The 24,315-nt window shown below is 54.7% G+C and carries 18 protein-coding genes; all 18 read right to left on the minus strand.

Annotated features, from left to right (window positions below; genetic code table 11):
• Window positions 1-3: 3 nt before the first annotated feature.
• The 18 genes from tssE to tssK all read right to left on the minus strand — a co-directional run bounded on the left by tssE (window position 4) and on the right by tssK (window position 24,301).
• On the minus strand, window positions 4-456 hold the full coding sequence (gene tssE / locus ELK40_RS16200; RefSeq protein WP_127731841.1) for a type VI secretion system baseplate subunit TssE: 453 nt from the start codon (window positions 454-456) through the stop codon (window positions 4-6).
• A complete protein-coding gene (gene tssJ, locus ELK40_RS16205; protein WP_181899766.1) occupies window positions 449-985 on the minus strand; it encodes a type VI secretion system lipoprotein TssJ in 537 nt (178 codons plus the stop codon). The genes tssE and tssJ overlap by 8 nt, the downstream gene beginning before the upstream one ends.
• Entirely contained in the window at window positions 966-2,069 is a 1,104-nt protein-coding gene (gene tssG, locus ELK40_RS16210; RefSeq protein ID WP_127731843.1) for a type VI secretion system baseplate subunit TssG, read from the minus strand. The genes tssJ and tssG overlap by 20 nt, the downstream gene beginning before the upstream one ends.
• Window positions 2,024-3,787 (minus strand): type VI secretion system baseplate subunit TssF, encoded by a 1,764-nt coding sequence (gene tssF / locus ELK40_RS16215; RefSeq protein ID WP_127731845.1) that lies wholly within the window; start codon window positions 3,785-3,787, stop codon window positions 2,024-2,026. The genes tssG and tssF overlap by 46 nt, the downstream gene beginning before the upstream one ends.
• Window positions 3,788-3,807: 20 nt before the next feature.
• Window positions 3,808-5,403, minus strand: a complete 1,596-nt coding sequence (gene tssA, locus ELK40_RS16220) for a type VI secretion system protein TssA (protein WP_127731847.1) — start codon at window positions 5,401-5,403, stop codon at window positions 3,808-3,810.
• Complete coding sequence (locus tag ELK40_RS16225) at window positions 5,403-8,810, minus strand: ImcF-related family protein (protein WP_127731849.1); 3,408 nt, start codon at window positions 8,808-8,810, stop codon at window positions 5,403-5,405. The genes tssA and ELK40_RS16225 overlap by 1 nt, the downstream gene beginning before the upstream one ends.
• Window positions 8,797-9,957: a hypothetical protein gene (locus ELK40_RS16230; protein WP_127731851.1), complete on the minus strand. Its 1,161-nt coding sequence runs from the start codon at window positions 9,955-9,957 to the stop codon at window positions 8,797-8,799. The genes ELK40_RS16225 and ELK40_RS16230 overlap by 14 nt, the downstream gene beginning before the upstream one ends.
• Before the next feature lie 3 nt (window positions 9,958-9,960).
• On the minus strand, window positions 9,961-10,227 hold the full coding sequence (locus ELK40_RS16235) for a PAAR domain-containing protein (protein WP_115875928.1): 267 nt from the start codon (window positions 10,225-10,227) through the stop codon (window positions 9,961-9,963).
• A gap of 27 nt (window positions 10,228-10,254) precedes the next feature.
• Entirely contained in the window at window positions 10,255-11,025 is a 771-nt protein-coding gene (locus tag ELK40_RS16240; protein ID WP_127731853.1) for a hypothetical protein, read from the minus strand.
• A complete protein-coding gene (locus ELK40_RS16245) occupies window positions 11,018-13,045 on the minus strand; it encodes a lipase family protein (RefSeq protein ID WP_127731855.1) in 2,028 nt (675 codons plus the stop codon). The genes ELK40_RS16240 and ELK40_RS16245 overlap by 8 nt, the downstream gene beginning before the upstream one ends.
• A gap of 461 nt (window positions 13,046-13,506) precedes the next feature.
• Window positions 13,507-16,374: a type VI secretion system Vgr family protein gene (gene vgrG / locus ELK40_RS16255; protein WP_244599390.1), complete on the minus strand. Its 2,868-nt coding sequence runs from the start codon at window positions 16,372-16,374 to the stop codon at window positions 13,507-13,509.
• An 80-nt stretch (window positions 16,375-16,454) separates the two neighbouring features.
• Entirely contained in the window at window positions 16,455-16,682 is a 228-nt protein-coding gene (locus tag ELK40_RS16260) for a hypothetical protein (RefSeq protein WP_115875933.1), read from the minus strand.
• Window positions 16,679-17,272 carry a DUF2778 domain-containing protein gene (locus tag ELK40_RS16265; RefSeq protein ID WP_348523112.1) on the minus strand — a complete coding sequence of 198 codons (594 nt, stop codon included), beginning with the start codon at window positions 17,270-17,272 and terminating at the stop codon, window positions 16,679-16,681. Before ELK40_RS16265 ends, ELK40_RS16260 begins: the two co-directional genes overlap by 4 nt.
• 13 nt (window positions 17,273-17,285) lie before the next feature.
• On the minus strand, window positions 17,286-19,934 hold the full coding sequence (gene tssH / locus ELK40_RS16270) for a type VI secretion system ATPase TssH (protein WP_127731859.1): 2,649 nt from the start codon (window positions 19,932-19,934) through the stop codon (window positions 17,286-17,288).
• Between the two features lie 155 nt (window positions 19,935-20,089).
• Window positions 20,090-20,581: a type VI secretion system effector Hcp gene (hcp, locus tag ELK40_RS16275; protein ID WP_023325816.1), complete on the minus strand. Its 492-nt coding sequence runs from the start codon at window positions 20,579-20,581 to the stop codon at window positions 20,090-20,092.
• Between the two features lie 4 nt (window positions 20,582-20,585).
• Window positions 20,586-22,310, minus strand: coding sequence for an OmpA family protein (locus ELK40_RS16280; RefSeq protein ID WP_206529367.1), 1,725 nt, complete (start codon window positions 22,308-22,310; stop codon window positions 20,586-20,588).
• A 3-nt stretch (window positions 22,311-22,313) separates the two neighbouring features.
• A complete protein-coding gene (gene tssL, locus ELK40_RS16285) occupies window positions 22,314-22,967 on the minus strand; it encodes a type VI secretion system protein TssL, short form (protein WP_115875936.1) in 654 nt (217 codons plus the stop codon).
• Complete coding sequence (gene tssK, locus ELK40_RS16290) at window positions 22,964-24,301, minus strand: type VI secretion system baseplate subunit TssK (RefSeq protein ID WP_127731861.1); 1,338 nt, start codon at window positions 24,299-24,301, stop codon at window positions 22,964-22,966. Before tssK ends, tssL begins: the two co-directional genes overlap by 4 nt.
• Window positions 24,302-24,315: the final 14 nt, after the last annotated feature.

Raw genomic sequence — 24,315 nt, forward strand, 5'->3', positions numbered from 1 at the left:
ACCTTATATACGGAGAGTGGTGTCGAGATACTGCTGTTGCCTGAGATGCCTTAACAGGACCCGCCCTTCGGGCATAAATTCAGTCCCGTAGCGCACCAGGCCAATCCCTTTAAGTTCAGCGTCAATGGCATAGCGCAGTTCACCGGGGACATTCTGTTCCAGCAGGACAACGGTTATTTTTTTCAGGCGTGGTTCATATTTGAGCAGGACAGCAGACAATGTGCCCATAAGCTCATGGGCCGTTCCCGGCATGCCCTGCAGGATTTTGGTCATGTCCGGAAGGCCATAGTCAGGCAGATGCGCCAGCGTGCCGGCGCGGCAGTTAAGGATACGCTGCATGTTATCGAGTACGGACAAAACGACCTGGTTCTGCTCGCTGACCTGATGCAGGTCGAGGCCGCCGGTGAAGTTGCCATAAAGTGTTTCATACAGTGAAGGACGGAATGACTCACTCATCTTTCAGCGCCTGCAGAGTCAGTCGATTGTTGCCCGCGTCAATAACCCGGGCCTTATCCGGATCAAGCTCATCGCGGCTCAATACTACACGCCAGGTGTTGTTCTCCTGGTCCGGTGACATAAACATCCCGGCCACTGCCACATACTGCGCATCTTTTTCCATTGGCATATCAACCGTGACCGCCCCCCCGGGCTGCAGCCTTATATCTTTCTCCGCCATGAGGTCTGCCTTGACGGCCTGGCTGTCGTCTTTAAACAATGAGGGGTAGTCTGTGCTATCAAAGGTTTTGCGGTCTTTAAGCTGATAAATACGCACCACCGTCGACAGAGCGACACCACCAGCATTGCTGTTCACGGCTTCACGGGCACGAATATCGAGATGCAGAATCTTCACCTGCTTATAAAAAATCGATTTAGTCACGGCGACAGTGCCGTCCGTAACACTCTGAGTAAGTCCACAGCCTGCCAGTATCAGCGTAATGCCTGTAGCCAGCGTAACCAGAGGAAATTTACCAGCGGTAATCGCCATCTTCATCGGTCTCCCTGCGGTGAATATTTTCCTGTACGCGCTCGTAGCGGCCAAGATTGATGGTTATTGTTTTTGGATGTGATGCGGTCTTAGCCGCATTCAGCGGTCGCATCACGGCAGTGCGGCCCAGCTGCACCGCCCCGGCGTTGGGTTTACTGCTCATTGTCGCGTCCGGCAGCAGGCTACGGTCGACACACAGCTGTAACCGCACATCGAGGCGGGAGCCAAGATAGACATGCAGGAGCGCCATCAGGTCCGTGTGAAGCTCCCCATCCGGTAACCAGCCCCGCACCTCTGCCGGGTCAGTGGTGGTCAGACGCATCAGCACCTGACTGTTTACGTCGGTGGCATAGTTCCCCATCACCGGACGGCTGGTCAGGGTGACGGGCTGCCTGACGCTCATGGTCAGTGGCTTCTTCAGCGGTACACGGCGTTTGTCGTGGTGCCAGATTTTCGCCTGCGTGTTGGGTGCCAACAGGCGCACCAGCGAGGCCATGCCTTCTGCGGTACGCCCCGGCAGCAACATGACCGGCAACAGTGCCAGAAAGCGCGAAGCCGGAGCCGCGATATTGTCCGTGCAACCGTTAATCCCGAGCCCGGCCAAACCCAGCAGATACTGTGAAGTTTTGTCCTTACCGCCTTCTGCAAACGTTGCCGGATACGAATATTTACGCCAGATACGGTAGTACTGAGCAATCAGCCGGTGGTTGAAGATATCAAGGAAGTCCGCGTTAGCTTCGTACCCTTCCCGTCTCTGGGCGATGTCATCGATATAGTGCGTCGGCAGCGGAGACTCCACGCCGTAGAGCCCCATAAAGGTGGTACGAATCGTGGTTGGAAGGTGCGGATGTTCCGGTAGCTCTGCCCCTTTGATTTCAGAGGCCGGGAACCCCATCCCCGAATGGGGTCGAAAGCGTACCGGCTCTTGTCGCACCTGCCAGGTGCTGCCAGTGACCGGTTTATCCGGCTGGCTCTGCTCCAGTAGCTGACAGAAACGGTAAAAATTCATGTACGGCAGTCGGTCGCCCAGCTGCACTATCAGCCTGGCAGACGCGGACTGTGATTCTCTTTCCACCGGATGCATTTTCCTTCTGGCTGAACAATGAGGGTAAGCTGATTGAACTGGTTCATATCGGCATACAGCGCAAAGAACCGGTTGAGCATTTCACCGAACAGGTGAATATCGCCCTCGCCGGTGAAGCCGTTGCTGTCGAGGGTCACTTCGATATCCAGCCCCCGAAGCAGGTAGCCCTGTTCAAAACGTTGAAGGCGATGGTGCTCCACGTGCTGAATCGCCTCCAGACGCCGGGTGTTCAGTTCATCTTCCTGCCAGTTATAGAGCGCCAGCGTCCCGCGCAGCACTTCGGCAGTACTCATCATGTTCAGGAACCCGGATCCCAGGTGGCTCAGCACCCGCCAGTGAAAACGGTCTTCAGAAGGCGGATAGACTGGCAGCGTTGGTTTGCAGAGGTTGCGTACTGAAAGTTGTGTACTGACCACCTGCTCACAGCGGTCAAGCAGCGTACTCTGTAGTGCACGGCGCGGCAGCTGGCCGTTGGTGCCGGTGATTTGCAGCGATACGGCTTCACGCTCAAACAGGCGGTCCTCTTCCCACTGGTGCCCCCCAAGGATAAGCCAGGTGTCATACAACCCGGTCACGCTGCGCTTTACGCGGGTGTGGTAGTAACGGGGTGGTGCATGACGGCGCATCATCCCGCCCTTGTGCCTGAAGCTGCTGAACGGCACATACTCTGCGTCACTGGTCCGGTTTGAGCCTGTCACCGAATCCACCGAATAAATCTCGGTATGTCCGTCCTGCAGACGTTTGGGGCGCAGCAGGTACTCGCTTTCAAGCCCGGTAATGGTGAGTGGGTCAGCTTCCAGTGTGAACAGGTTAATCACCGGCACACAGTGCAGACGAACCGCGTCATCGGTGACCGGCAGCTCTGATGGCCACGGTGTGCTGAACACGACTTCGATGTCGAAATACTCTGCTCCGGCAGATGGCGTAATGCCGTCCAGCCCGTTGAGGTGGACAAACATAAACTTGTCACGGAAAGTGAAGTACTCCAGCAGCAGCTGGTAGCCGCTGAAGGCGGTATCGCCCTTCGGCCACAGGCAGTCTTCCTCCGCAAAACCACCCGGCGAGAAATACCCGTCGAGGCGAATACGGTCGGTCTGCCCGGGCAGACGCATATACAGGGCAGCCTGTCGTTTGGTGAGCATCAGGTGCAGCTGGCTGCTGACCGGGGCATCCGCCCCGAGATACAAACTGAGGTGGCTGAGATCAGCATGGGACCAGTCCGCCTGGGTGCTGCAGGCAAAACGCATCCGCAGCAGAGAGCGCCCGTCCGGCTCAGTGGTCATGGTCACCCAAGAGATATTCAGCGGGTTAAGCATCACATCGCGGGTGGTGCGGTAGCGACAGACCGTGTTTTTCGGCCCCACCGGGCGGGAATACACTTCCAGCCCCGCGGGCATCACTTCCGCCATCTTAACAGTCTGAAGCGCAGGCGTGAACGCAACCACTGAGAGTGACGGAATGGTGCGCAGGTAATGGGGCCAGAGCATGCTGACCAGCCCTTCGGTCAGTTCCGGCAAGTCGTCGTCAATCTTTTCGCGCAGCCGCCCCATTGAGAAGGCAAACCCTTCAAGCAGGCGTTCAACATAGGGATCGGGTGTGCCGGCCTTATCCAGGTCGAGCATTGCTGCGCGATCTGGATGGGTTTGAGCGAACTCTTTCGCGGCTTCACGCAGGTACCGTATTTCTGCGTCGTAATAACGCAGGGTCAAATCTTCCATTTATTTCTGTTCCTGTGGATTTAACCGCAAAGCACGGCGGCACGGGCTGGATCGACGGCGATCAGTCCGGCAAGTAACTGGTCCATTACCGGTGTAAGGCGGGCCTTTTCAGCCTCGCTGCGACCGGCTTTCAGGCGCAGGAGTTTCAGATGGCGGGCCTGCACCTCAAACATCAGCTCAGGCTCCCAGTCACTGAGGGTCACTTCTATTGCACGTTCACCCAGTTCTGCAAACAGGTGTACCGCCAGGTCATTTTTACCGTACTGCTCAGCAATGCGTCCCATCAGCAGACGCAACAGCCACTTCTGACGATCGGTGGTCATGCCCGGCCGGGTCTGCAACCAGCCCAGCGCGGCATCCGGGCCTTCACTGTCGGCCAGCGCCACGGCTTCCGGCTCCAGCGCCAGAATGTCATCATTACCGGCGGTGGCCGGGGCTGATGGCGTATCGTTGTCCCACCCACCAGTGGTATCAATCACGCTATTCTGGATCCAGTTCAGCGTCACTTCGTCCGCAAACGGTGTACCGTCACTGAACGCCAGTGTCTCCAGCCCGGACAGGCGAGACAGCAGCCCTTTCAGGTCAGCCACGACAATGTCGGCCAGCGTCTCCTGACCGGATTTCGTCAACGCCTGGTGGATATACCATTGCAAATCCAGCCACAGGTGATTGGCACCGCGGGAAAATGTGCTGTCGGCCGTTTCCAGCATTTCAGTCCAGTTCTGCTGCAGGTAGAGACGTTTGAGTAAAGCGCGTTGATCCGCCCTTGGCGGCTCAATGCGTGTGCGCCCCTGCGCATCCGGGGCCGGGATGGCCCGCAGGGTGTCGTGCCGCAGGCTTTTCATCAGATGGTGTGCTGACAGCCAGCCGTCCGGCTGCTCGCGCAGATATTCAGTAAGGGTGCGGGCCTGGGCCAGCAAATCCTGACCGGAGGTGATCCGCCCGATGGCCGGGGCATCGCTGTGGCTGGCAGCCGAAGGGGTTTCGCTGGTACTGGCATTCTGCGGTACCACCGCATCCACGCCGCCCGCTTTCTGCAGACGACTTTCCAGCGCGCTATACAGCGCATTGAGTTCTGGACGGGTTTCATCCGGCTCATTCTCAATAAGCTGTGATATCAGCAGCAGCGCACCGGTGGTTCGCATCGCATCGATCCTGACCACCTCCGGGTACAGGGAAAGCGAATCAGTCATGCGCGACCCGGCCAGCCATTCCAGTGCCGCCTTACGGCTACGGTCACGCTGCGGGTGCAGCTGTGGTCCAAAGCGCTCCAGCAGACCAGCCAGCAACTCGAGTCCTTCGGCCAGACCCCGCTCACCTTCGCGGTGCAGCTTTGCCCAGCAGTAGTATGTGGCCACACGGATATCTTTGGCGGTGCTGGTCAGCAGCTTCTCAGCAAGCCGGCAGATGAGTTCGGTATCCGCTCCGGAAAGTTTATTGACCTCTTCACGCATCTGCTGGAAGTCATCGTCATAGCCCGGGTCGTTACCAAGTGGTGATGACCCGGACAGCGGCTGCAGCCAGTTGTCCCACTGCGCCACACGTTCTCGGGTTGCTACAAGCAGTGGTTCCTGTTCTGTCTGGCAGGCACTGAGTAAGGCATTGAGCGTGCTCATCAGTAGACCTCCTCTGCATCACTGGCCGCACTGGCGACCTGGTCTGACGCGACGGTCGTGCTGAAGATGGTTTCCGGCAGACGGAAATTGCGCAGCTTCAGCAGCGCCAGCGGCCCCTCGCCGGCTTCGGTACGCAGGGTATAATTGAGCGTGCGACCATCCTGTGCCTTCCAGCTCAGGCTGTAGCTGCTGCCCACGCCCGGATAAGCCTTGATCGCAGCCTTATCGAGCAGGCGTATCCAGCCCCAGGCCCCCGGAATATCGGCGTACTGGCGGGTGCCAGCCTGCGTGCTAATCCAGCTAAGATTGGCCCCCGGGGCTTCAGTATCAGCAGGCCAGGTGAACCGCTTCCATGCCGGCACCTGGTTCACATAGGTCAGCTTCTGACTGTCGATAATCATGTCGGTCTGCATAACCCCATCGGCGGTGCCCGGGCGCAGTTCGAAGTTCATGCCGGCGTTGCCTTCGGTGAAGGCCACATCCGAGATATGACTCAGGGTGTTGATGGCGTTAAGGAACGCCGGATTAAACGCCAGCCCCTGCGAGTTGATGCTGTCCGGCACCCAGTGGTTGCCCTCTTTGTGCAGCACGCCTTTGAGACGGGTCTGCAGGAACTGAGCGATACGCCCGGAATCCGCGTTGAGGTATTTGGCCAGCAATGGCAGAGAAACATCGCTGCTGGAACTGTTAAACGGATAACGACCTCCAAAGGTACTGTTCCACTCAGCCACCACCGCCTGCTGCCACTGGGCATTGAGGCTCTCGGCCGCCGGGGTCAGCACCTGCTGCCAGGCCTGCTCCATCGGATTCACAAACACCGTACGCCCAAAGCCGCTCCACTCCTGCCCCAGACCGGCGGCAATGAGACTTCCGTAGTCGCGGGTTTCGGTCAGGTCCACGGCTTTACCCTGGAATACAGTCTGGGCAATGGTCTGGGTCATCGCCTGAGGGTCTGCGGCATTAGTCACCTGCTGCAGGCGCAGACGAACCTGCGTCACGCGAGTCAGGTACGACTGCAGGCTCAGCGCCTGCGCACCGGTGTTGCTTTTATCCATCAGTGCCAGTACCGGACCAAAGGTTGCATCCAGCGGACCGTGAACGCCGGCACTCTGGTCAATGGCATCCTTGTTATCACCACCGAGCAGATTTTTGGCTGATTTAACCAGAGAATCTGATATCGCTTCGCCTGTCTGTCCGGTACGCCCCTGAACATTCAGAGTGTTCATCAGCGCCACCAGAGGTGACTGACGCACGTCGGCCATCAGGGTCAGCTGGTCAATGGAATCCGACAGCGTGGTGGCCTGGTTCCAGCGCAGGCTGTTGAGGAATTCCAGCCAGGCGCCGCCAAAATCGGCAAAATAACGCTCCGTCAGGCGATTTTTAAGTGCTTCCGGGGAGATTTCATCCTGCTTATTGACCGGACGTTTGCTGTCAGTCAACACCCAGTCGAGCTCGTCCCGGCGCGCCTTCACCACCTTCTCGATGGCAGGCTGGATGGCCTGCTCCCAGGCCTGGCGGGTAAACATGCCTGGCACGATCTCAGTGGTGCTGAACAGGCGGGCTGCATCAGTATCGCCGGTCATATCTTCGAGACGCATATCCACATACAGATGTGCCACCTGTGAAAGCATTTTCTGGTACAGAGTCGATTCGCTATTACGCACCCCCATCAGGCGAACCAGCAGGGAACGCGCCTGGCTGACCATGTTTTCATCAGCTCGCAGTTTCCACTCAGGATGTGTGACCAGTTGTTCACCATAAAACGACAGCAGAGACGGGGCCACGCCTAGCCAGATACCGTCCTTCACACCGTCACGCTTCGGCCAGTCCTGAAGCAGCACCGTGCTAAACCAGTCACCATCCATATGCTCAGGACGCGCCAGCATCAGGTAAAGTTTCAGCTGGTCATAGGTTGCTTTTGCCCTCTGCTCGCGCAGCGGGCTATCCGGAGGCAGCGCGTTAAAGGCACTGACCTGCTTCTGCAGATGGTCTGCAGCCGCATCCCGCAACAGCGGCAACGCGCTGTCCTGATAGCGTGGCCAGAGTGCGGCCAGCAGGGCGTTATTCTGGCTCAGCCCGGCCTTTTCGTACCATGGCACACCATGCTCAGAGCGGTACTGCAGGCGGGCCAGCGTTTTCTGGAGTTCAGACAGCGCGTGCAGGCGCTGCTCCAGCGGCTGATTCTGTCGGGCGGCAAGTTCGGCCTGGGCATTCGCACCGGCAATCTGGCTGCGGTTGGTGACATAAGCGATGCTCATCCACATAGCCCAGCTCACCATCGTAAGCGCAGCAGCAGATGCCATTACCTTGCGCCATGGAATACCGGGCTTGCGAGGACGCAGCCCGGCAGGAAGCGTCCGGACTGATTCAGGCAGAACATCCCAGCGCTTATCCATGCCCCAGTGGTGCGGCACGGCACGTTCGGCACCGGCAGAGGGCTGACTGAACACCACACCGGCCAGCGGCAGCGGGCGGTAGGGATTGAGCATCACCGACAGCGGTGCGGTCACGCTCTGTGGCTCACGAATCAGCTGGTCGGCAAGCGTCAGCAGGAAGTTATGTTTTACCTCACCGCAGGTCTGCTGCAGACCCTGTGATATCAAATCTGGCGTCAGGGCGGAGAGTTGTTCTGCCAGCCCCTCGGTACGACAACCGGCAGGCAACAGGCAGCCGGTCGCCTGCGTAATGCGTCCTTCCTGCTTACCGGCTCGTGGGTGCAGGCACCAGACATAAAGCGGGAGTTTCCAGCCAAGCGTATCCATACGCGCGCTGATAGCATGAGACAGGGAATCCATGGTGCTTTCTGAAGGTACCGGTAGCGGCTGCTCCAGCCCAGGCGCTGAGAACTGGTCAAAGGCCGAGGTGACCCACACCAGACCATCCACCGGACGGCGGCGCAGTTTGCGCAGCGCGGTCAGCCAGGCACTGTCGGCTGGGGTATTGAGGTCACCGCCCCACAGCAACAGCGTGCCTCGGTCTTCCTGCCAGAGCTGGCCCGTAAGACCAGGAGTCAACTGCTCCACCTCAGATATGGTCCCGGTGACCAGCAGAATGCGTGTTTTACGTCCCCAGGGCCGACCGTAGAGGTTACGCATGGCGTCACGGATAGTATCAACGGTGACATTGCGTGGCGGAGTCCGGGCAACTCTTGATTCATCAGAAGGCAACGCATTGTTCTTCTGTTCCCGCCAGCGATGATATCTTTCCTTCATAAACCGGAACATGAACGGCGTATAGAAAACAATCAGCAGGACTATCCATACGGCAACGAATGCAAGCACTTGCATCGGTCGGGTATCAAGGCCATGCGAGGGGCCGAAATAAAGGATCAAGGCCACTATAATCGCTGAGATGCAGGCTATTATGCCGGCAAGCCCTCCTCTGCTCCATGTACTACCCGGCATCATTATTTTCACTCCCTGAGGTAACAGTACTGACAAAACGATCAGCACCTGAGGTAAACAACCCTAAAACAGGTTTGTTGCTGACGGACACGATGTCGGCCAGTAATGTGGCTAGAAGCCACGCACTCCCGCCCCCTGGAATTCCGTTATATTTTTCCAGTACATCAATTTCCTGGGGCACCCACGGTGTCAGATGTGATTGAGCCGCGGTCATTAGGTCAGCAAATCCGTCATTCCAGTGCCCGTAATCACAGAACACGTTTGACGTCTGACAGGCGATCGTTTGTGTTTCGAGGAACAACCCCATATCAGCCCTGAAATTTGTCATGTCCAGCGGCATCGGTCGCAATATGCGGGCGGAGTGTGAAAGCTGGTATTTTTCAGCAACATCATCGCTGGTAAGTACCATCGCTGCGAGTGCATCGGAATACTGTTCAGCACCCTGATTCTGCAATATCAGGATCAAATCAATATCGAAAACGGGATTTTTAAGGCGCTCCTCGATCCAGACAAAAGAAAGGGCTTCAAAACATGAGATCGAACCTGTTAGCTCACGCCCAGGATAAATTTTTCCCCATGATTTGCGAAACCGGGTCTCGAAGTCTGACGAAATTATGTCGCTCACAATGGTGACGTTGAATGGTACTGTCGCAGGCAACATTGATATTGCCTCTTGTACACCGGCCAGTCCCATTTCGAGCAAGGAGGTGGACGTCGTCGATTTCGCATCAAAATGGCAGGTCAGTGAAAGAAATTGCGGAGCATCTGCAGCATCTGATTTAGCAATGGCGTCAGAGGTCACTCCGGAAGGTAGCAGTATGCTGCTTCCAAGTACGGCCAGATAACGTCCAGCCCAGGCTTCCCACTGTTGCTGTCCGTATTCAGCTTCCTTCTGCAAAAACTGATGTTCATTGATTATTCTTCCCCACAGCCATCCCCGCAAACAAAACAGAAAAAACCAGCCAAGAACCGGGCTGGATGCCAGCCACCAGATATTGAATGCAGTCAGAGCCTTAACCATGCCTGACGCATGCAGGATAAACAGCAAAACCCCCACAACTGCGGCAACAACTCCTGCTAACAGCCATCCAAAAAATGATGGCTCAGGAGGCAACTCCATTGTTGTTGCTTTCGTCCTTTCCCAGCCCATTGATTATCCTACTGTGCTGTTCTGAGCACTTGAAATTACAGTACAACCGCACTGACATTTGCAGCCATCAACGACAACAGCGCGACCGTTAAAGGTACGGTGCGGTGATCCTTCCACGATAGGATTAGTTCCATGCCCATCTACCGGACAACTCACCATATCACCCACTAATGCGGCTTTTTTCCCGTCGACAGTAATATTGGAAGAGGCGGAGATCACTTTTCCGCCGTGAGAAGTATTGTCACCAAGCAAAACTAAGCCTTTCGTCATGTTGAATACTCGAAAAATAAATAAGAATCAATTAACATTCATTTTGTCGATCTTATCAAAATCAGGAAAAAGAGTTTTTTCAGGAGCAACACTTCCATCCGGATAAATTATCTTGGAGTACACACCATCAATTTTTTTTTCTGGCTCTATATATCTAACAACTTTCATCTCATCAACTTCAGGATAAAAATAAATATTGCTAAGTTTAGAAACTCTATAAGAAAGAAAGTTCTCTTTCCCTAGCAGGGAGAGCGTTTTTGTTTTCTCTGCTATTTTTCTTTCTCGAATATATGGGTAATATTTAGGCGAAATATTTAAGTCGCCTGTAGCGAAGGTGAATTGACCATTCCGCGCGGCATCATTATCAAAAGCAAGCGATACCCCTACGGCAGTACCGGGTATCAAATCCTCGCCAAGATGTGTTGCATCAATGTATTCGATACCTAAATTGACCGCACTCAACGTCCATTTACACGAGCCACCCCCGGTCATAGCCACTTTTGCTTTCCAGATATCCCCGCTCTCTTGCTGCATGGGGATCCCGATAACGTTATAGCTGGGTTCCGTAATAACTGAACCATCAAATCCACTGATTCTTTTTTTCTTACATTCATAAGAGATGTATCTGACTTCGAGCGGGAAGGGTTTTGTATACTGAGACGGATTTTTTACTTCAACATTCACCCATTTTGTATCCGCTGGCGGAGATAAGGTTTTATTAACAGTTCTACTTATGCTGCACCCTGATGATGAAAACAACACTAATGAAAGCAAAATGATTTTTGATTGATTAGACATTTTCCATTACCTCTTCTCCGTATTGAGCAAACCGCAAAAGTGTATCGTTGCCAGACGGTATGGACAACGTAGGGGAAAGCGATGCATCCAGCAGTCCTTCTATATTCAGAAAGATGTTATTTCTTGCTACCTCTCTCTCCGGTATGTCATTTTTATTTTCTGCCATCTGCTCCCGGAATGCATCCACATTATACCGGTGCTCAGTAAAGGTACGTTTTTCCACTATCCCGGCATTATCAATCAGCTCTAGCACTTTGTTATACATATAAGGCATATAGGAGGTCATGAAGTGTTCAAAAAGATTTAAATTAACGCCTCTGTCCGGATTACTGCCTTTGGGGAAAAAGTTCTTTAGATCTGCCTGCGTTAATGACGCTTTAAATTCTTTCTGCTTCTGACCAGCCTGCTGCATCTCCTGCTCTGCCAGTGCAGGGACCAGGTAAAGTTTAGCCTTAAGAGGTAGTAAATTCCTGATGGTAATACACCCTGCCGGCGTTGGCAGGTCTCGCTTGCACTCATGCCATTCCCGACTCTGGGTAGCTGTGAGAAAAGCCACCGTATTGCCGTGGTGCCAGAAGCAGTCTCCCCAGGTAACCATCTGGTTAGCCAGAAGCTCACCCAATGACCAGAAAAAGCCCAGAGTCCCACCAAACCATCCCCATAATTTATATAACTCGTTATCCAGGTTAGCTTCCGCGGGCACGGCTGGAATAGGATCATTATCGTTTACATGACGGAAATGGGTAATCTCCGATAATTGCATTACGGCATCGCGGGTAAAAGTTCGCGGCATTCCATAAGTGTAAAGTATCGGATTAAAATTCTTCAATTTGGCTGCATGAATTAATGCCAATGCACCGCCTAAACTATGCCCACAGATAAACAACTTAAGATTTGCGAGCAGATCTTTTAATGTTTCGATCTGTTCTTTAAATTTCTTTTCAACACGACTATATCCGCTCCAGAACCCGGTATGTACTTTTCCAGCAGGCAGTAAGCTAGTACATTGTGTTTTATCCATATCACAAACTTCAGTATTCACCGGTCTGAACGCCAGATCCGTTCCCACATCAAACAAGCTGGCCGTTCCACGCCAGGCAACAATCACCTTATCCGCGTTATAAACATAATAAAGCTGCGTATCACCGTCTGCCTTTGTTGCAGCAGTGTCATCCTCTGCCTGTACTGTTCCATGTGGGTTCTTCTCGTCTTCCTTAGGTGACGTGTCTCGTGAGGTATCCATAAATACCGGGGGATGATATCGTTCACTAAAGGGAACATCCTGTACTAACGTATTCCATGCAGAGCCGTCTTTATAAAGCTGAGGTAAGCGGGATAGATCCTGGCACTGGTTAATAAAAAAGCGCGTAATTGATACCGTATCCAGAGTACTGTCGTCTGCATAGGCAAGCGTTGCTGCCGCACCAAGATTAATTCCGTTCGCAATGGAATAGTCCTTTTGATGATGCAGAACAAGCTCCCAAGCTCTGAAAGGACATATTTCAATAACGTGTCGCTTTTCAAGCTCATTGGTTCTTACAATCACCCCTTTCATAATTTTCTGCGGAGGGAAATGGAATGGCGGCCACACTTCTCTTTTACGTAGTTTAACAGAGGGAAGGGTACGGCAAAGTTCGCCGATAACAGCGTAGTGCCAGATATACCCTTTCTCTTCAGCTTCAGGACGAACAACAGAATCATTTTCCGCATCCCTGCTAACACGCAAGGTACGTTTTTCCATTTCAGTAGCCAGTTGATTGCCATCTAACGTCAGCCTCAGCTCCAGACCGTGCGGCATGTCGACCCTGATTAGCCCGTCAGCATCGCTCTGACCAGAATAAGTGAATCCCTCCACCGGCCCGGAAACTGGATGAGAACTTTCAACAGTCCATGGCATATTTGCCACAGAATCACCCTGTTCATCTACCAATTGAAACTCAACCCAATAAGGTTTTTGCCTTCCCGCCGTAGCTTTTGTCTCTGTATGTGTCACAGATGTCACTAATGAATTTTCTGCCATAAACATCCCTCTTTATTCAGATTTAACAAAAATTCATGAACTCTTTTCTCTTGTAAGATAAAATGTCCCAAGCTTAATTATCTCTGATAAGGATACAGCGGCAAGAAACATCGCTCCAACTTTAATTGACATAGTTTTGAACATCCATGGTAATATCGAAAAAGAAGGGATCATGAAGAATAGTCTGAATGGCGTTTGAACATAGACTATCCAATTCGCATACTTCCACTTTTTTAAGAACATTACAGCAGAAAATATAACTGACACGTTAAACAGCAACGAGAAAGAAAAAAGGATTAGCGAATAAACACCTTGCTGCGGATAGATTTCACTAAAAGATAATATATCATCAACTAAAGGAATTCGGCCCTGTGAGATATTCAAGCAACCAAATCTGATAATGTAAAAGAGGTCAAATATGGCCCAACAATGCAATACACGATTCCGTTTTAAAATAAATTTCATTTACTTCCCTCATAGACATCATCAGCGGTCGTTGGTTGCCAGTGCCACGACTGACCTGTAACAGCCCAGGCATCATCACCTTCCAGAAAAGTTTGCGTGACCTTTCTCTGTTCTCCGTAACGATGTACTGCCGATTGCTGCGCTATCTCGTCTGTAGCATCAGATGGCAAAGGCAGCCATTCCTGAATTTTATCTCTTTTCGTATTCATATAGTCCTTTCCTTCAGAACCAAAAACACGTCCTTCATCTCCCATAGAGGTTAAGCGATTGATTGCCATAATTGCAGTATTTTTCAACCCATGATAATCATGATCAACAGTAACCCAATGCCCAGGCCCTTCATTCTTTTGCTCACGTGGAAATTCAATGTTTACGTTGCCAGGCATCGACGTGTAAAGCGGTGCGGTCTTTCCTGACAAGTCGGATATTCCTTCAAATATCTCACCATCAGGAGACGTTACTTTATAACTGGTGAATGGTTTAATATCTCCTGATTCGGGATCGGTAACGGTAAAAGTTCCGCCATATCCTTTAGTGAAAGTCACCGGCGGTGTATCTAAACTGGCAGGACCAGTCTGATTAACATTGGCCGCTTTCAGCAAAATATTTCCCGGACATCCCAGTTCAATATTACCGCCGCTAAGCTTTATATAAGCACCACCACAACTTAAAATCAGTTCCTTGCTGGCATTTACCTTCACGCTCCCCTGACCACTGGCGACAGTGATGTCCTGTAATGCTGAGACATTCATGGCATCAGCTTGTGCCTGAATATCAACCGTCCCTGCCCCCGCATACATTTTCATTCCTGCAGCCTGTGCAAACAAACTTACAGCCTCGCTTGCCGCCACAGTGAACGATTGCCCGGCGCTGATATCTGTGTTTTTACCTGACATGAGGCCAATACTTGCCCCGCCTGAAGCAAGCCGGACAGCCTCAGGACTCAGAATACCTATACCAGCAGGTGCACTGGCCAGCATTCCTGGCATTTTCAGATATTTCAGTGAACTGTTAAGCGTCTTTTGGCTGTCGATATCTGATACCGTTGCCTTCGCTCCTTTCGCCGCTGACTGGAGGCTTCTTGCCAGCGTGAGTGCCTGCTCCAGTTGTTCTACAGCCCTGTCCATTTCCAGCATTTTACTGCCGACGTCAGGCTGAGCATCTGCAGTAAGCAGAATGCCCTTACCACCACGAACGCTGACCCAGTCGTTAGTGCGCAGCTCCGCCCCCTCGCCACGGAGAGTTCTGGATGCATTGACGTTGTGACCTAAATTGAGTTGGGTTTTGCCGCCATACTCCGTGCTGAGCTTAATGTGCTCTTCACCACGCTTGTCTTCCATCCGCAGTTTGTTCAGGCCAGCGGTGCGGATAACGTTACGCGCGCTGTTCAGTTCAGTGACATGGTCAGCGTGGCGGGAGTCGTGGAGGGCGTGAGCGATGTACGGACGGTCTGGGTCACCTTCATGGAACGCAATGGCGACTTCAGTACCCTGTATCAGCGGAAAGTGAAAACCGTATTTGTCACCCCCATAAGGTTTGGCAAAACGCACGGGCATACTTTCCATGCCCTGTTTTTTGTCATCACGGTCGGCATCAAACTTCACCCGGTACATGCCGGATGCATCCTGCCAGGCGTAGATGTCGTTATCTTTGGCACTGGTCACACGCGCCATCAGGGTGCCGCTGACCACCGGACGCTTTTTCGCGGCGGGACGCCAGCAGCGGTTCTCGTAGTACGGCATAGCCGCCCATTCAACCTTCAGCGCGTTCTGACGGCTGGCGGAGTAACCCGCGCTGATGATGACAAGGCCGTTTTCGGTTTCACGCGGCAGCGTCGGCGGGATAGCCGTCTCGGTGATAGACAGCACTTGGGCCGGCCCCAGGGTATGGTCGGTACTACTGCCGGTCACGGTGGTCTGAGTGGACAGGAAGCGCTCATGCTCCAGACGCGCCCAGAAGTTACCAGTTTCTGCCGTCGGGGTAATTTTGTCGCCACGTTCAAGGTGCCGTGGGCGGTAGTGATACACGTCCCCGTAGGTATTCCCCTCCCCGTCACCGCGGGTCATGTCAGCCGGTACGGAGGTCAGGATGTTCTGGGCCTCACGGTGGTTATAGTCGCTGGCCGTGACCGAGCGCTCCACCACGTTATGCCAGACATGCACATCCCACACCGAGTCGGCCGCATTGTCATTCGCCCCTGACGGGCTGCTCAGCGGGAGTTTTTTACCAAACGTCCAGGCGCTCTGCTTGTCCGCAAAGTGCACCACTTCGGTCTGGGTATCAGGCTGGAGGGTGAAGAAGTAAAAAATCCCCACCTCCGCCAGCAGGCGTTCAATAAAGGCGAGGTCGTTTTCCTGATACTGGTTAATCTGCTCACGCTTTGGATAGTCGGCTTTGAGGGTAAACTCAAACTCCCAGCCTTTGAGCCCATGTTCCGTGAGCACCTCTGCAACCACTTCCGGCACCGACTTGTTGACGAAAAAGCGATGGGTGCGGAACTGATTCCCCAGCAATGCGAGGAACGGTTCCAGCACAATGCAGTACTTCGCTTCATCCGCGGAGCCACCGGTACGCTCGAAACGGGTCACCACCCCGTGAACCACCTTGCGCTGCGTAAGGGAAAGCAAATCGCCCGCGCCCATGGTCAGGGTCGCCGGCTTGCTCAGCATCTGGCGGGCATCAATGTTCTTGTCGGCACTGGTGAAGTTGATGGTGTAGCTGTAAAGCTCGCTCATCGCTTCTGAACCACTGAAGTCCTCCACGTCGATATCGGCCGTGCAGGAAGGGATATCGAGGCGGTAGCGATTCAGGGCTTTTCCGGTGACGGTGGCCACCATCGTGTTCAGGGTATCCGTCAGGCTCATGGCGTTGACTCCATTGTGTATTTGGTTATTCCGTCAGGGCTGGCGCGGGCCAGTATCGGTCACAGGAAGTGAAAAAGAGATTATTTTTTTCGACGCGTTTTCAACCAGTAGAATAGCTTCATCAGGAGGTACGCCCCGACAGCACACAACGTTGTTTTAATCACGATGATATGCATCTCGAAGCTGTCCATCGCTTCTTCCCCGTCACCGCTAATCGGGATATGGGCCTTCACAAAACTCGCAACCCATACATCAGGAATGAAGTGGATTCCGCTCCAGAACAGCACACTAAACAGCAGGATTTTCATTCGGCATTCCCCGCCCGCTTTTTCAGGGCCTGCTGCATCCGGCGTTTCTCAGCCTCTTTTCGTTCTTCGGTTTCTTTATCACACAGGCTGTAGTCCGGGGTACCACGCACATCGATACGGGCATAGGCCTTCAGGCCATTGCCGCCAGGAACAGGGAACGTCCCCCGCTGCAGTAGCAGACGTCGCAGATGCTGAAAATCACTGGATCGGCGAAGGGTGATACAGCCCCAGGACTCACCGGAACCATCGCTGTTCAAAGGATGAAGACGAAATCCTGTACGGTTCAGGCCATTCACCATGATGCCGTCTCTTTTAGTTTTATCGCTGAAAAGGGCAAACCATTCGGAATGGTGATTTCGGTAACCATGCCAGGCATCGATCGCCTCTGCCCGGACTCGGTTATACAAGCTGCCGGCAGGCCTGTCGATCACCCAGTAAGTCCCCGGGGGGATAGCAGCATTTTCATGGTCAGCACAGTCAGGATTATTGATATAAAAATCCACGCCCGTCAGCACTTCAAAAGTCCCGATGCCGTAGCATTTCAGGTACGCCGTTTTGCCATCCGCCGACAGGTTGCCGTAATCCATCATGCAAATCTGCATTTCAGCCTCCGTGCGCCTCATTAAACGCCAGTACAATCCCTTCTTCATCATTCCAGCCGAGCGTCAGGCAGTGTGGTTTCTGTTTCGCAGCCATGTGGGTCAGCAGCTGCTGACTTAGCACCGGCAGAATCTGCTGATTGAGCAGACTGTCAATGTTACGCGCACCGGTATCCGGCAGCAGGCAGGCAGAAGTGAGAGCGTCATACAGGCTCTCATCTATCTGCGTGGTCAGACCGTAGTGACGGTTCAGTCGCTTGCTGACCTGTGCGAGTTTCATCTCAACGATGGTGCGCATAGCCGCTTCCGCCAGAGGACGGTAAATCACGGTCTGGAAGCGGGCCAGCAGCGCGGGCTGGAAGTGATCACGCAGGATCGGACGCAGCAGTTCATGCAGATCGCCTTCGGTGGCCTCCGGCTGTTCGTCAAGCAGTTGCATCAGGTGATCGCTGCCGAGGTTGGAGGTCATGAGGATGACGGTATTGCGAAAGTCGATTTCGCGCCCTTCGCCGTCGCGCATAAAGCCGCGGTCGAATACCTGATAGAACAGGTTCATGACGTCACGGTGTGCTTTTTCCACCTCATCGAGCAGCACCACACTGTACGGGCGCTTGCGAACCGCTTCGGTGAGAATGCCGCCCTGACCGTAACCCACATAGCCCGGAGGCGAGCCTTTCAGCTGCGACACCGTATGCGGCTCCTGATACTCGGACAGGTTGATGGTGATGAGGGATTTCTCACCGCCGTACAGCACGTCTGCCAGTGCAAGCGCAGTTTCAGTCTTACCGACGCCACTCGGACCAACCAGCAGGAACACGCCCTGCGGACCGTTCTCGGACGTAAGCCCGGTTTTCGCCGCACGCAGACGCTGAGCGATAGCGTTAAGGGAGGCATCCTGCCCGACCACACGTTTACCGATTTCATTTTCCAGGGTCAGCAGTTCGGTCTGTTCATCTTTCATCAGTGAGGAAAGTGGTACGCCCGTCCAGTCTGCAATCACGTTGGCAACCATACGGACATCCACATCCGGCCGGATAAGTGCACCGTCCTGCTGCAGAAAATTCAGCTGTTGCTGCAGGGTGTGAATATCTGCCTGACGACTGATGTCCTGACGGCAGGCTATCAGCTCCCCAACCAGCTGGTGCTCTACCTCCAGACGGGCTTCCTGCGTTTTCAGCTCCGATTCAAGCTCCGTACGCAGCGTGTCGATGATTGCCAGCCGGTCACCGTGTGGCGATGCTCCTGCGGCAATGTCCTCCAGCAAGTCCTGTGTTTCCATCCCAAGTGCTATCAGACGGGATTTCAGGCGTACAATGGCTTCCGGCACGGTATCAAGACTCATGCGCACGCGCGCGGCGGCGGTATCCAGCAAATCAACAGCCTTATCCGGCAGCTGGCGGCCCGTCAGATAGCGGCGGGAAAGCGTAACAGCAGCGCGCACCGCATCGTCGGTAATGTGCACGTTATGGTGCTCGGCGTAACGGGATTTCAGACCACGGAGCATCAGGCAGGCGGTGTCGTCGTCAGGCTCATCGACTTTTACCATCTGGAAACGACGCTCCAGGGCCGCGTCGCGTTCGAAGTACTGCTTGTACTCGCTCCAGGTGGTGGCCGCAATAGTACGCAGTTCACCACGCGCCAGCGCCGGTTTCAGCAGGTTCGCTGCATCGGCGCCGCCCGCCTGGTTGCCCGCGCCGATGATGGTATGCGCTTCATCAATAAATAGCAGGATCGGGGATGGGGATTGCTGCACCGCATCGATGACGTTTTTCAGCCGCTGTTCGAACTCGCCTTTCACGCCTGCACCGGCCTGCAGCAGGCCCAGGTCAAGGGTACGCAGAGTGACCGCTTTCAGGGATTCAGGCACATTACCCTCGGCAATACGCAATGCCAGACCTTCAACCAGTGCGGTTTTCCCCACGCCCGGCTCGCCGACCAGAATCGGGTTGTTTTTGCGGCGACGAGAGAGGATATCCACCATCTGACGGATTTCTGTGTCGCGGCCAAACACCGGATCGATCTTCCCTTCCTTCGCTTTGGCGGTGACATCGAGGGTGAATTTATCAAGCGTGTTCTGCAGCGCAGGGCTCAGCTCCCCCTCTTTCATTTCCACGCCAGCCGGACGCCCGACAAACTCCACCTCACCACCGTGGTTCTGTGCCAGCTCGGCTTCGCGCTGCATTTCCGGACGCTCATCCGATTGCGCATCCAGCAACGGTCGCAGGCGCTCCAGCTGGCTTTGAGCAAGCGTTAACAACGGCCAAAGGCCGTCACAACGTGCCAGTTTCGGTTTTTCCACCAGGGCCATCAGCAGATGGACGCTGCGAATGTGCTCTTCACCATTGAGTGAGGCCAGTAGCCAGGCTTGCTGCATCAGAGTCTGGATGTCATCAGAGAGCTGGGGCCGATGGCGCACGGAGCGAGGTTGTCTGTCGAGCCAGCCGAGCAGATCCTGCCAGATGCCATCCATATCCCACTCGTAGCGGCGTGCCAGCACCGTCAGGTCACCTTCCCCCTGCTCCAGCAGCTTCAGCAGCCAGTGCTCCGGCAGAATTTCGGCATGGGCACGGGTCTGACAGAGCGAAGCTGCGCCTTCCATCGCTCGGGCACAGTAAGGGTTCAGACGACGTAACAGGATGGCTGGATTTTCCATGAGATTCTCTCTTTGTCGGTTCCTGGACACGCTACCGCCCCTCGCTGTTCACCAAAGCGCATAAGGTCAGGCAGGCAGATTTTTTCTTTGCTGAGTGCCCGTATCTCAGGCACTCAGCAAAAAACTGCGGACAGGAAAACCTGCCCGCATCAGGATTACGCCGTGGCGCGTTCGTTCCAGGAATCGGAATGAATGATGTTGCCGTCTTTGTAGGTCCAGGTGATTTTTTCGTAACGCAGTTCAACGCGTTCAAGGTGGTTGTGCTTCTCTTTAGAAGGATCCTTGATGTCATACATTTCAGGATTCACTTTCACTACCTTCACGTTTTCCAGTTTGGTGTTGAAGTACTCCACTTCCTGGCCCGCGTCGTTGATTTTGTACCACTTGAATTCAGCGGATTTCAGGGTCTGACCGGTGGTCACCGCCTTGTACAAGTACGGGCTGGAGGAATCGATTTCCTTGGTGAACAGGAACGGGGTATGGATACGGGTACCGGTCAGCTTGCCGGTGTTGTTGTCGGTCGGGATGTACAGATTATGTTCCTGAGCGACCACTTCGATGCTGCCTTCACGATCCTGAACGTCAACAGACCCTTTGATGTCCGCGCCGCCGTCGTCCTTCAGCCAAAGATAAACAGGAATTGCCATGGAATTACTCTCCATTGTGTAGTGAAGCGCCATCATCCTGCGATGACGCCGGGTGTTTGCCGGGTATCTGACAGGCGTTCGCCTGCGGTACCAGACTAATTTCGACACGGCGGTTAAGCGCACGCCCTTCCGGGGTGTCGTTGGTTGCGACAGGGCGGCTTTCGCCATAGCCCTGCACCGCAAAACAGCTTTCGGGTACGTCGCCGGTATCCCGCATCCAGTCGCGCACTGCTTCGGCACGTTTCTGAGAGAGTGTCTGGTTCAGTTGCGGATTGCCGGTGTTATCGGTATGCCCTGACACGACAATCAGCCAGCCCGGCTTCGCCTTCACGCCGACCAGAGAATTCACCAGCATTTTGATCGAACCGGCTTTTAGCGCCGATTTACCCGAATCGAACAGCGACATGCTGTCGAGACGAATGGTTTTCGGACCCTGAATAATTTTCTTAATGACCGGAGGCGGCGGTGGTGGAGGTGCCCAGTCACTGACTGCGGCCTCAACGGGCGGAATTAGTCGCAGTCCCTGATACAGACCCAGGCGATAACGCAGTGGCTCCCCGCGACGTTGCCAGTCGTCCAGCAATGCGCCATCGGCCCGCAGGCGCTGCTGCGCACGCAGTTTCGGGGCAACAGGCTGACCCGTCAGCTGGTGATATAACGCAAGGTGATCGCCAACGTTACGAATGAGGAGCTGGTTGTTCATCCAGGACGCCAGCATCGCCAGCGCGAGAAAAATCCCGCCCAGTAATCCGGCATAACGCCAGAACACCATCCTGCGGCTCACGCCACGTCGGCGCGGCAACGCCGGCAGCAGCAGTTCAGGCAACGGCAGTGGCTCGGTGCTCACAAACGCATCCGGTGGCAGCGCCGTCACGGAAGTGACGTGTTGTTGCCAGAGATTGCCCGCGATACCATTCACCGGCACCATGCACATACCCTGCACGCAGGGCGACATCACCGGTAACTCCCCCCGCCGTACCGACAGCAGGTCATTCACCGCGCTCTTTTGCCAGGCAAGCAGACTGTCCAGCCACAAGCCATGGCTCAAACGCGAAAGACGCCCGTCCGTTCCAATTTCCAGAGGCCAATCCGTCAGTGACACATTACCCTGACCGGGCTGATACACCTGTATACCGCTTCGCGGGCTTACCGTGGTAAACCAGACGGGTTCAGCCTCTGCACAGGCCGCAGGAGGAGATACCCAGGTCACGGTCCACAGCGGGGGGATAGTGCCAAATGCCGCACGGCACCGGACGACAGCACGCTGCCAGCCCCGAAGATGCTGGATAAAATCATCGCCGGAGGTGTGCTGTTCAGGTACCACCGCCAGCATGACGGAGATTTGCGGCACCTGAGCCGGACGCACCAGGCTCAGGTGTTGTGCCAGGAGTGGCAACTGCTCCGCATCCTTCACCCACAGATACCAGCCCTGTCGGGTTTCCCGGTTACGGGAGCCGGACACAAACAGTGGGCAGTTGTCGCCACAAACAAGGATCACCGCACCCTGAAAATCTTCCGGCGGCAGATTTTCATCCACAATTTCCCGGACAGCGGTCGCCCGTGCCTGAGAAGCCCGGCGCTGACGCCAGAGCATCACCCCGGAAACCAGCACAACCAGCAGACTGAGTGCCACACGGCTGCCCAAGGACAGTGGCCAGAATCCCAGAATGAGCCACAGCGCCAGTACAGCACCCAGGGCAGTTAACAGACTTCGGTACGCATCCCGCATCGCTTACCCCGGCCTGACGATCTGGCTTACCAGCTCGGTAAGTGAAGATGAAAGGAAAAACCAGAGCGCAGCCAGGGCGACAGCGACCACAACCCAGCTCAGCCAGTACCCGCGACGGCCGCTGCGCAGACGCGATGCGCGGGCAACAATGGGGGCATCCTGTGCCAATGTGAAGGCGGGCACCCGCTCTGCGAGAGCGCGAACAATATCTTCCCTACGCTCATCATCCTGAGCGCGATACTTTCCCACGAACCCCAGTTGCAGAGTCCGGTACATACAGGTCAGGACGGCGGTATCAGGGGCAGTTTCTTTCAGCAGGTTACGGATTCTTTCCCATAGCTCTTCACCAGCATTGAGTGTACCGAAGAAGTGAGCCTGCAGCGGGTCACGGCGCCAGGTCAGGTAGCCGTCATCGGTGGTTCCCCGGTTCATCACGCTCTCATCAAGCAGTGCACACAGGGCATACACCATATGGTCACGGCTGATGTCGCTGTAACCTGCCTCTGTGAGCGCAGCTTTCGCCTCCCTTACCAGACGGCAGGCACGGCGATAGAGCCCTTCCCCGTCACGCACTTCCTGACCACCCTGCAGTTGGCTGGCCATCAGCCAGCCCGGGTAGAAGATATTTTCTATCTGACTGAGTTCAGATTTATTCATGTACGCAACACCGCAAAGAGTTCGAGATCAACATCACCCAGCGAGCGTGGGGTATAGAAGGTACAACAGCCCATCTCAAGCATTGCGCGAGCCGCCTCACTGCTCAGATCCAGCGAGAAATACTGGTTCTCAAGGCGCAGCGGGATAGCGGCCGGAACATGCGTCAAAGGCTTAATCAGCATCCCACTCAGAGCCACATTCACCACATCCGAAACATCATCGAAGCTGCCCGCTTTACACAACTGCGGGAATTTAATCTGAAGCTCATGGTTCGGCATGGAAGAACGTACTGAGAGGTAGAAGTCCGCCCCTTCGCGCAGGCGTGCATCGTGCAGTGCACCCTTCCAAATCTGGTCCTGATGCTCCAGGTGAATACTTACTACCCGCGACGGCAGGCTCGCTTCCAGAAGCTTGTCCAGCAGTGCCAGCAGCGGTGGGAATACCCGTTCAGGTGCATCGTGCTGGTAAGCAGGGATGTCACCAGCGTCATGCTCCAGTGAGAATGTCAGCAGACTGCCGGCAAGACGGGTCAGTTCGCGATACAGGAGTTCCGGGTGACGAGCGGGCGTCTGCAGAAGTTCCGTTAACACCGGCTCGGCGCTGTTCAGAGCATTCAGCAGCCAGAACAGGGAAACATCTGCGACAGCAAAGTCAGCCATCCGCTCATTGCTTTCACGGCGCATGGCCATCAGGCGACGGCGGCGGGCCTGCAGACGAACCAGCAGGTCACCCAGTTCGGTGGTCAGCGAAGGGCTGGCAGAAACGGAAAGCATGGGGGGAATGAAAGCAGGGTCCCGACCCCACTGCCCCTGAGCATTACGCACCAGACGGGTCACCGGACAGGTTAAGTATGCCGTGTTTTCCTGGCTGGACAGACGCAGTGTTAGCGCATTACGTAGAATGGCGAGTTCCCCGCTTTCATGACCAGCCAGTTCCTGCACCACCACACGTTCGGCTTTCCAGCGACGTGGGCGTTCACTATCCTGCCCGTTATCGAGGTTGCCACCACTGGCGCTCAGCAGCGGCAATGCGGCAACCACCTCAACAGCCTCAAAGCCGTTTGCGGCAGACAAATCACAGACCGGCGGAATATTATCCGCCAGATCCGTATCAACAATCGTGCCATCCTGGAAACGTACGACCAGACGGATGGCATTCAGACGCGAGAGCGCAAGTGCAGCATCATCAAATTCTGCCGCAACCACGCCCCAGGGATGAGAAATACCCATCCGGGCGACCATGCTGGCAACGTGCTCACTCCAGCGGACCTGCTGCTGGAACTGTTGCGGGGCCAGAGCGGCCCCATCCTCCCAAAGTGGGCGGTAAATTTTCATCCCTGATCACCCCT

Source organism: Enterobacter sp. N18-03635, assembly GCF_004006055.1.
Taxonomy (GTDB): Bacteria; Pseudomonadota; Gammaproteobacteria; order Enterobacterales; family Enterobacteriaceae; genus Enterobacter; species Enterobacter vonholyi.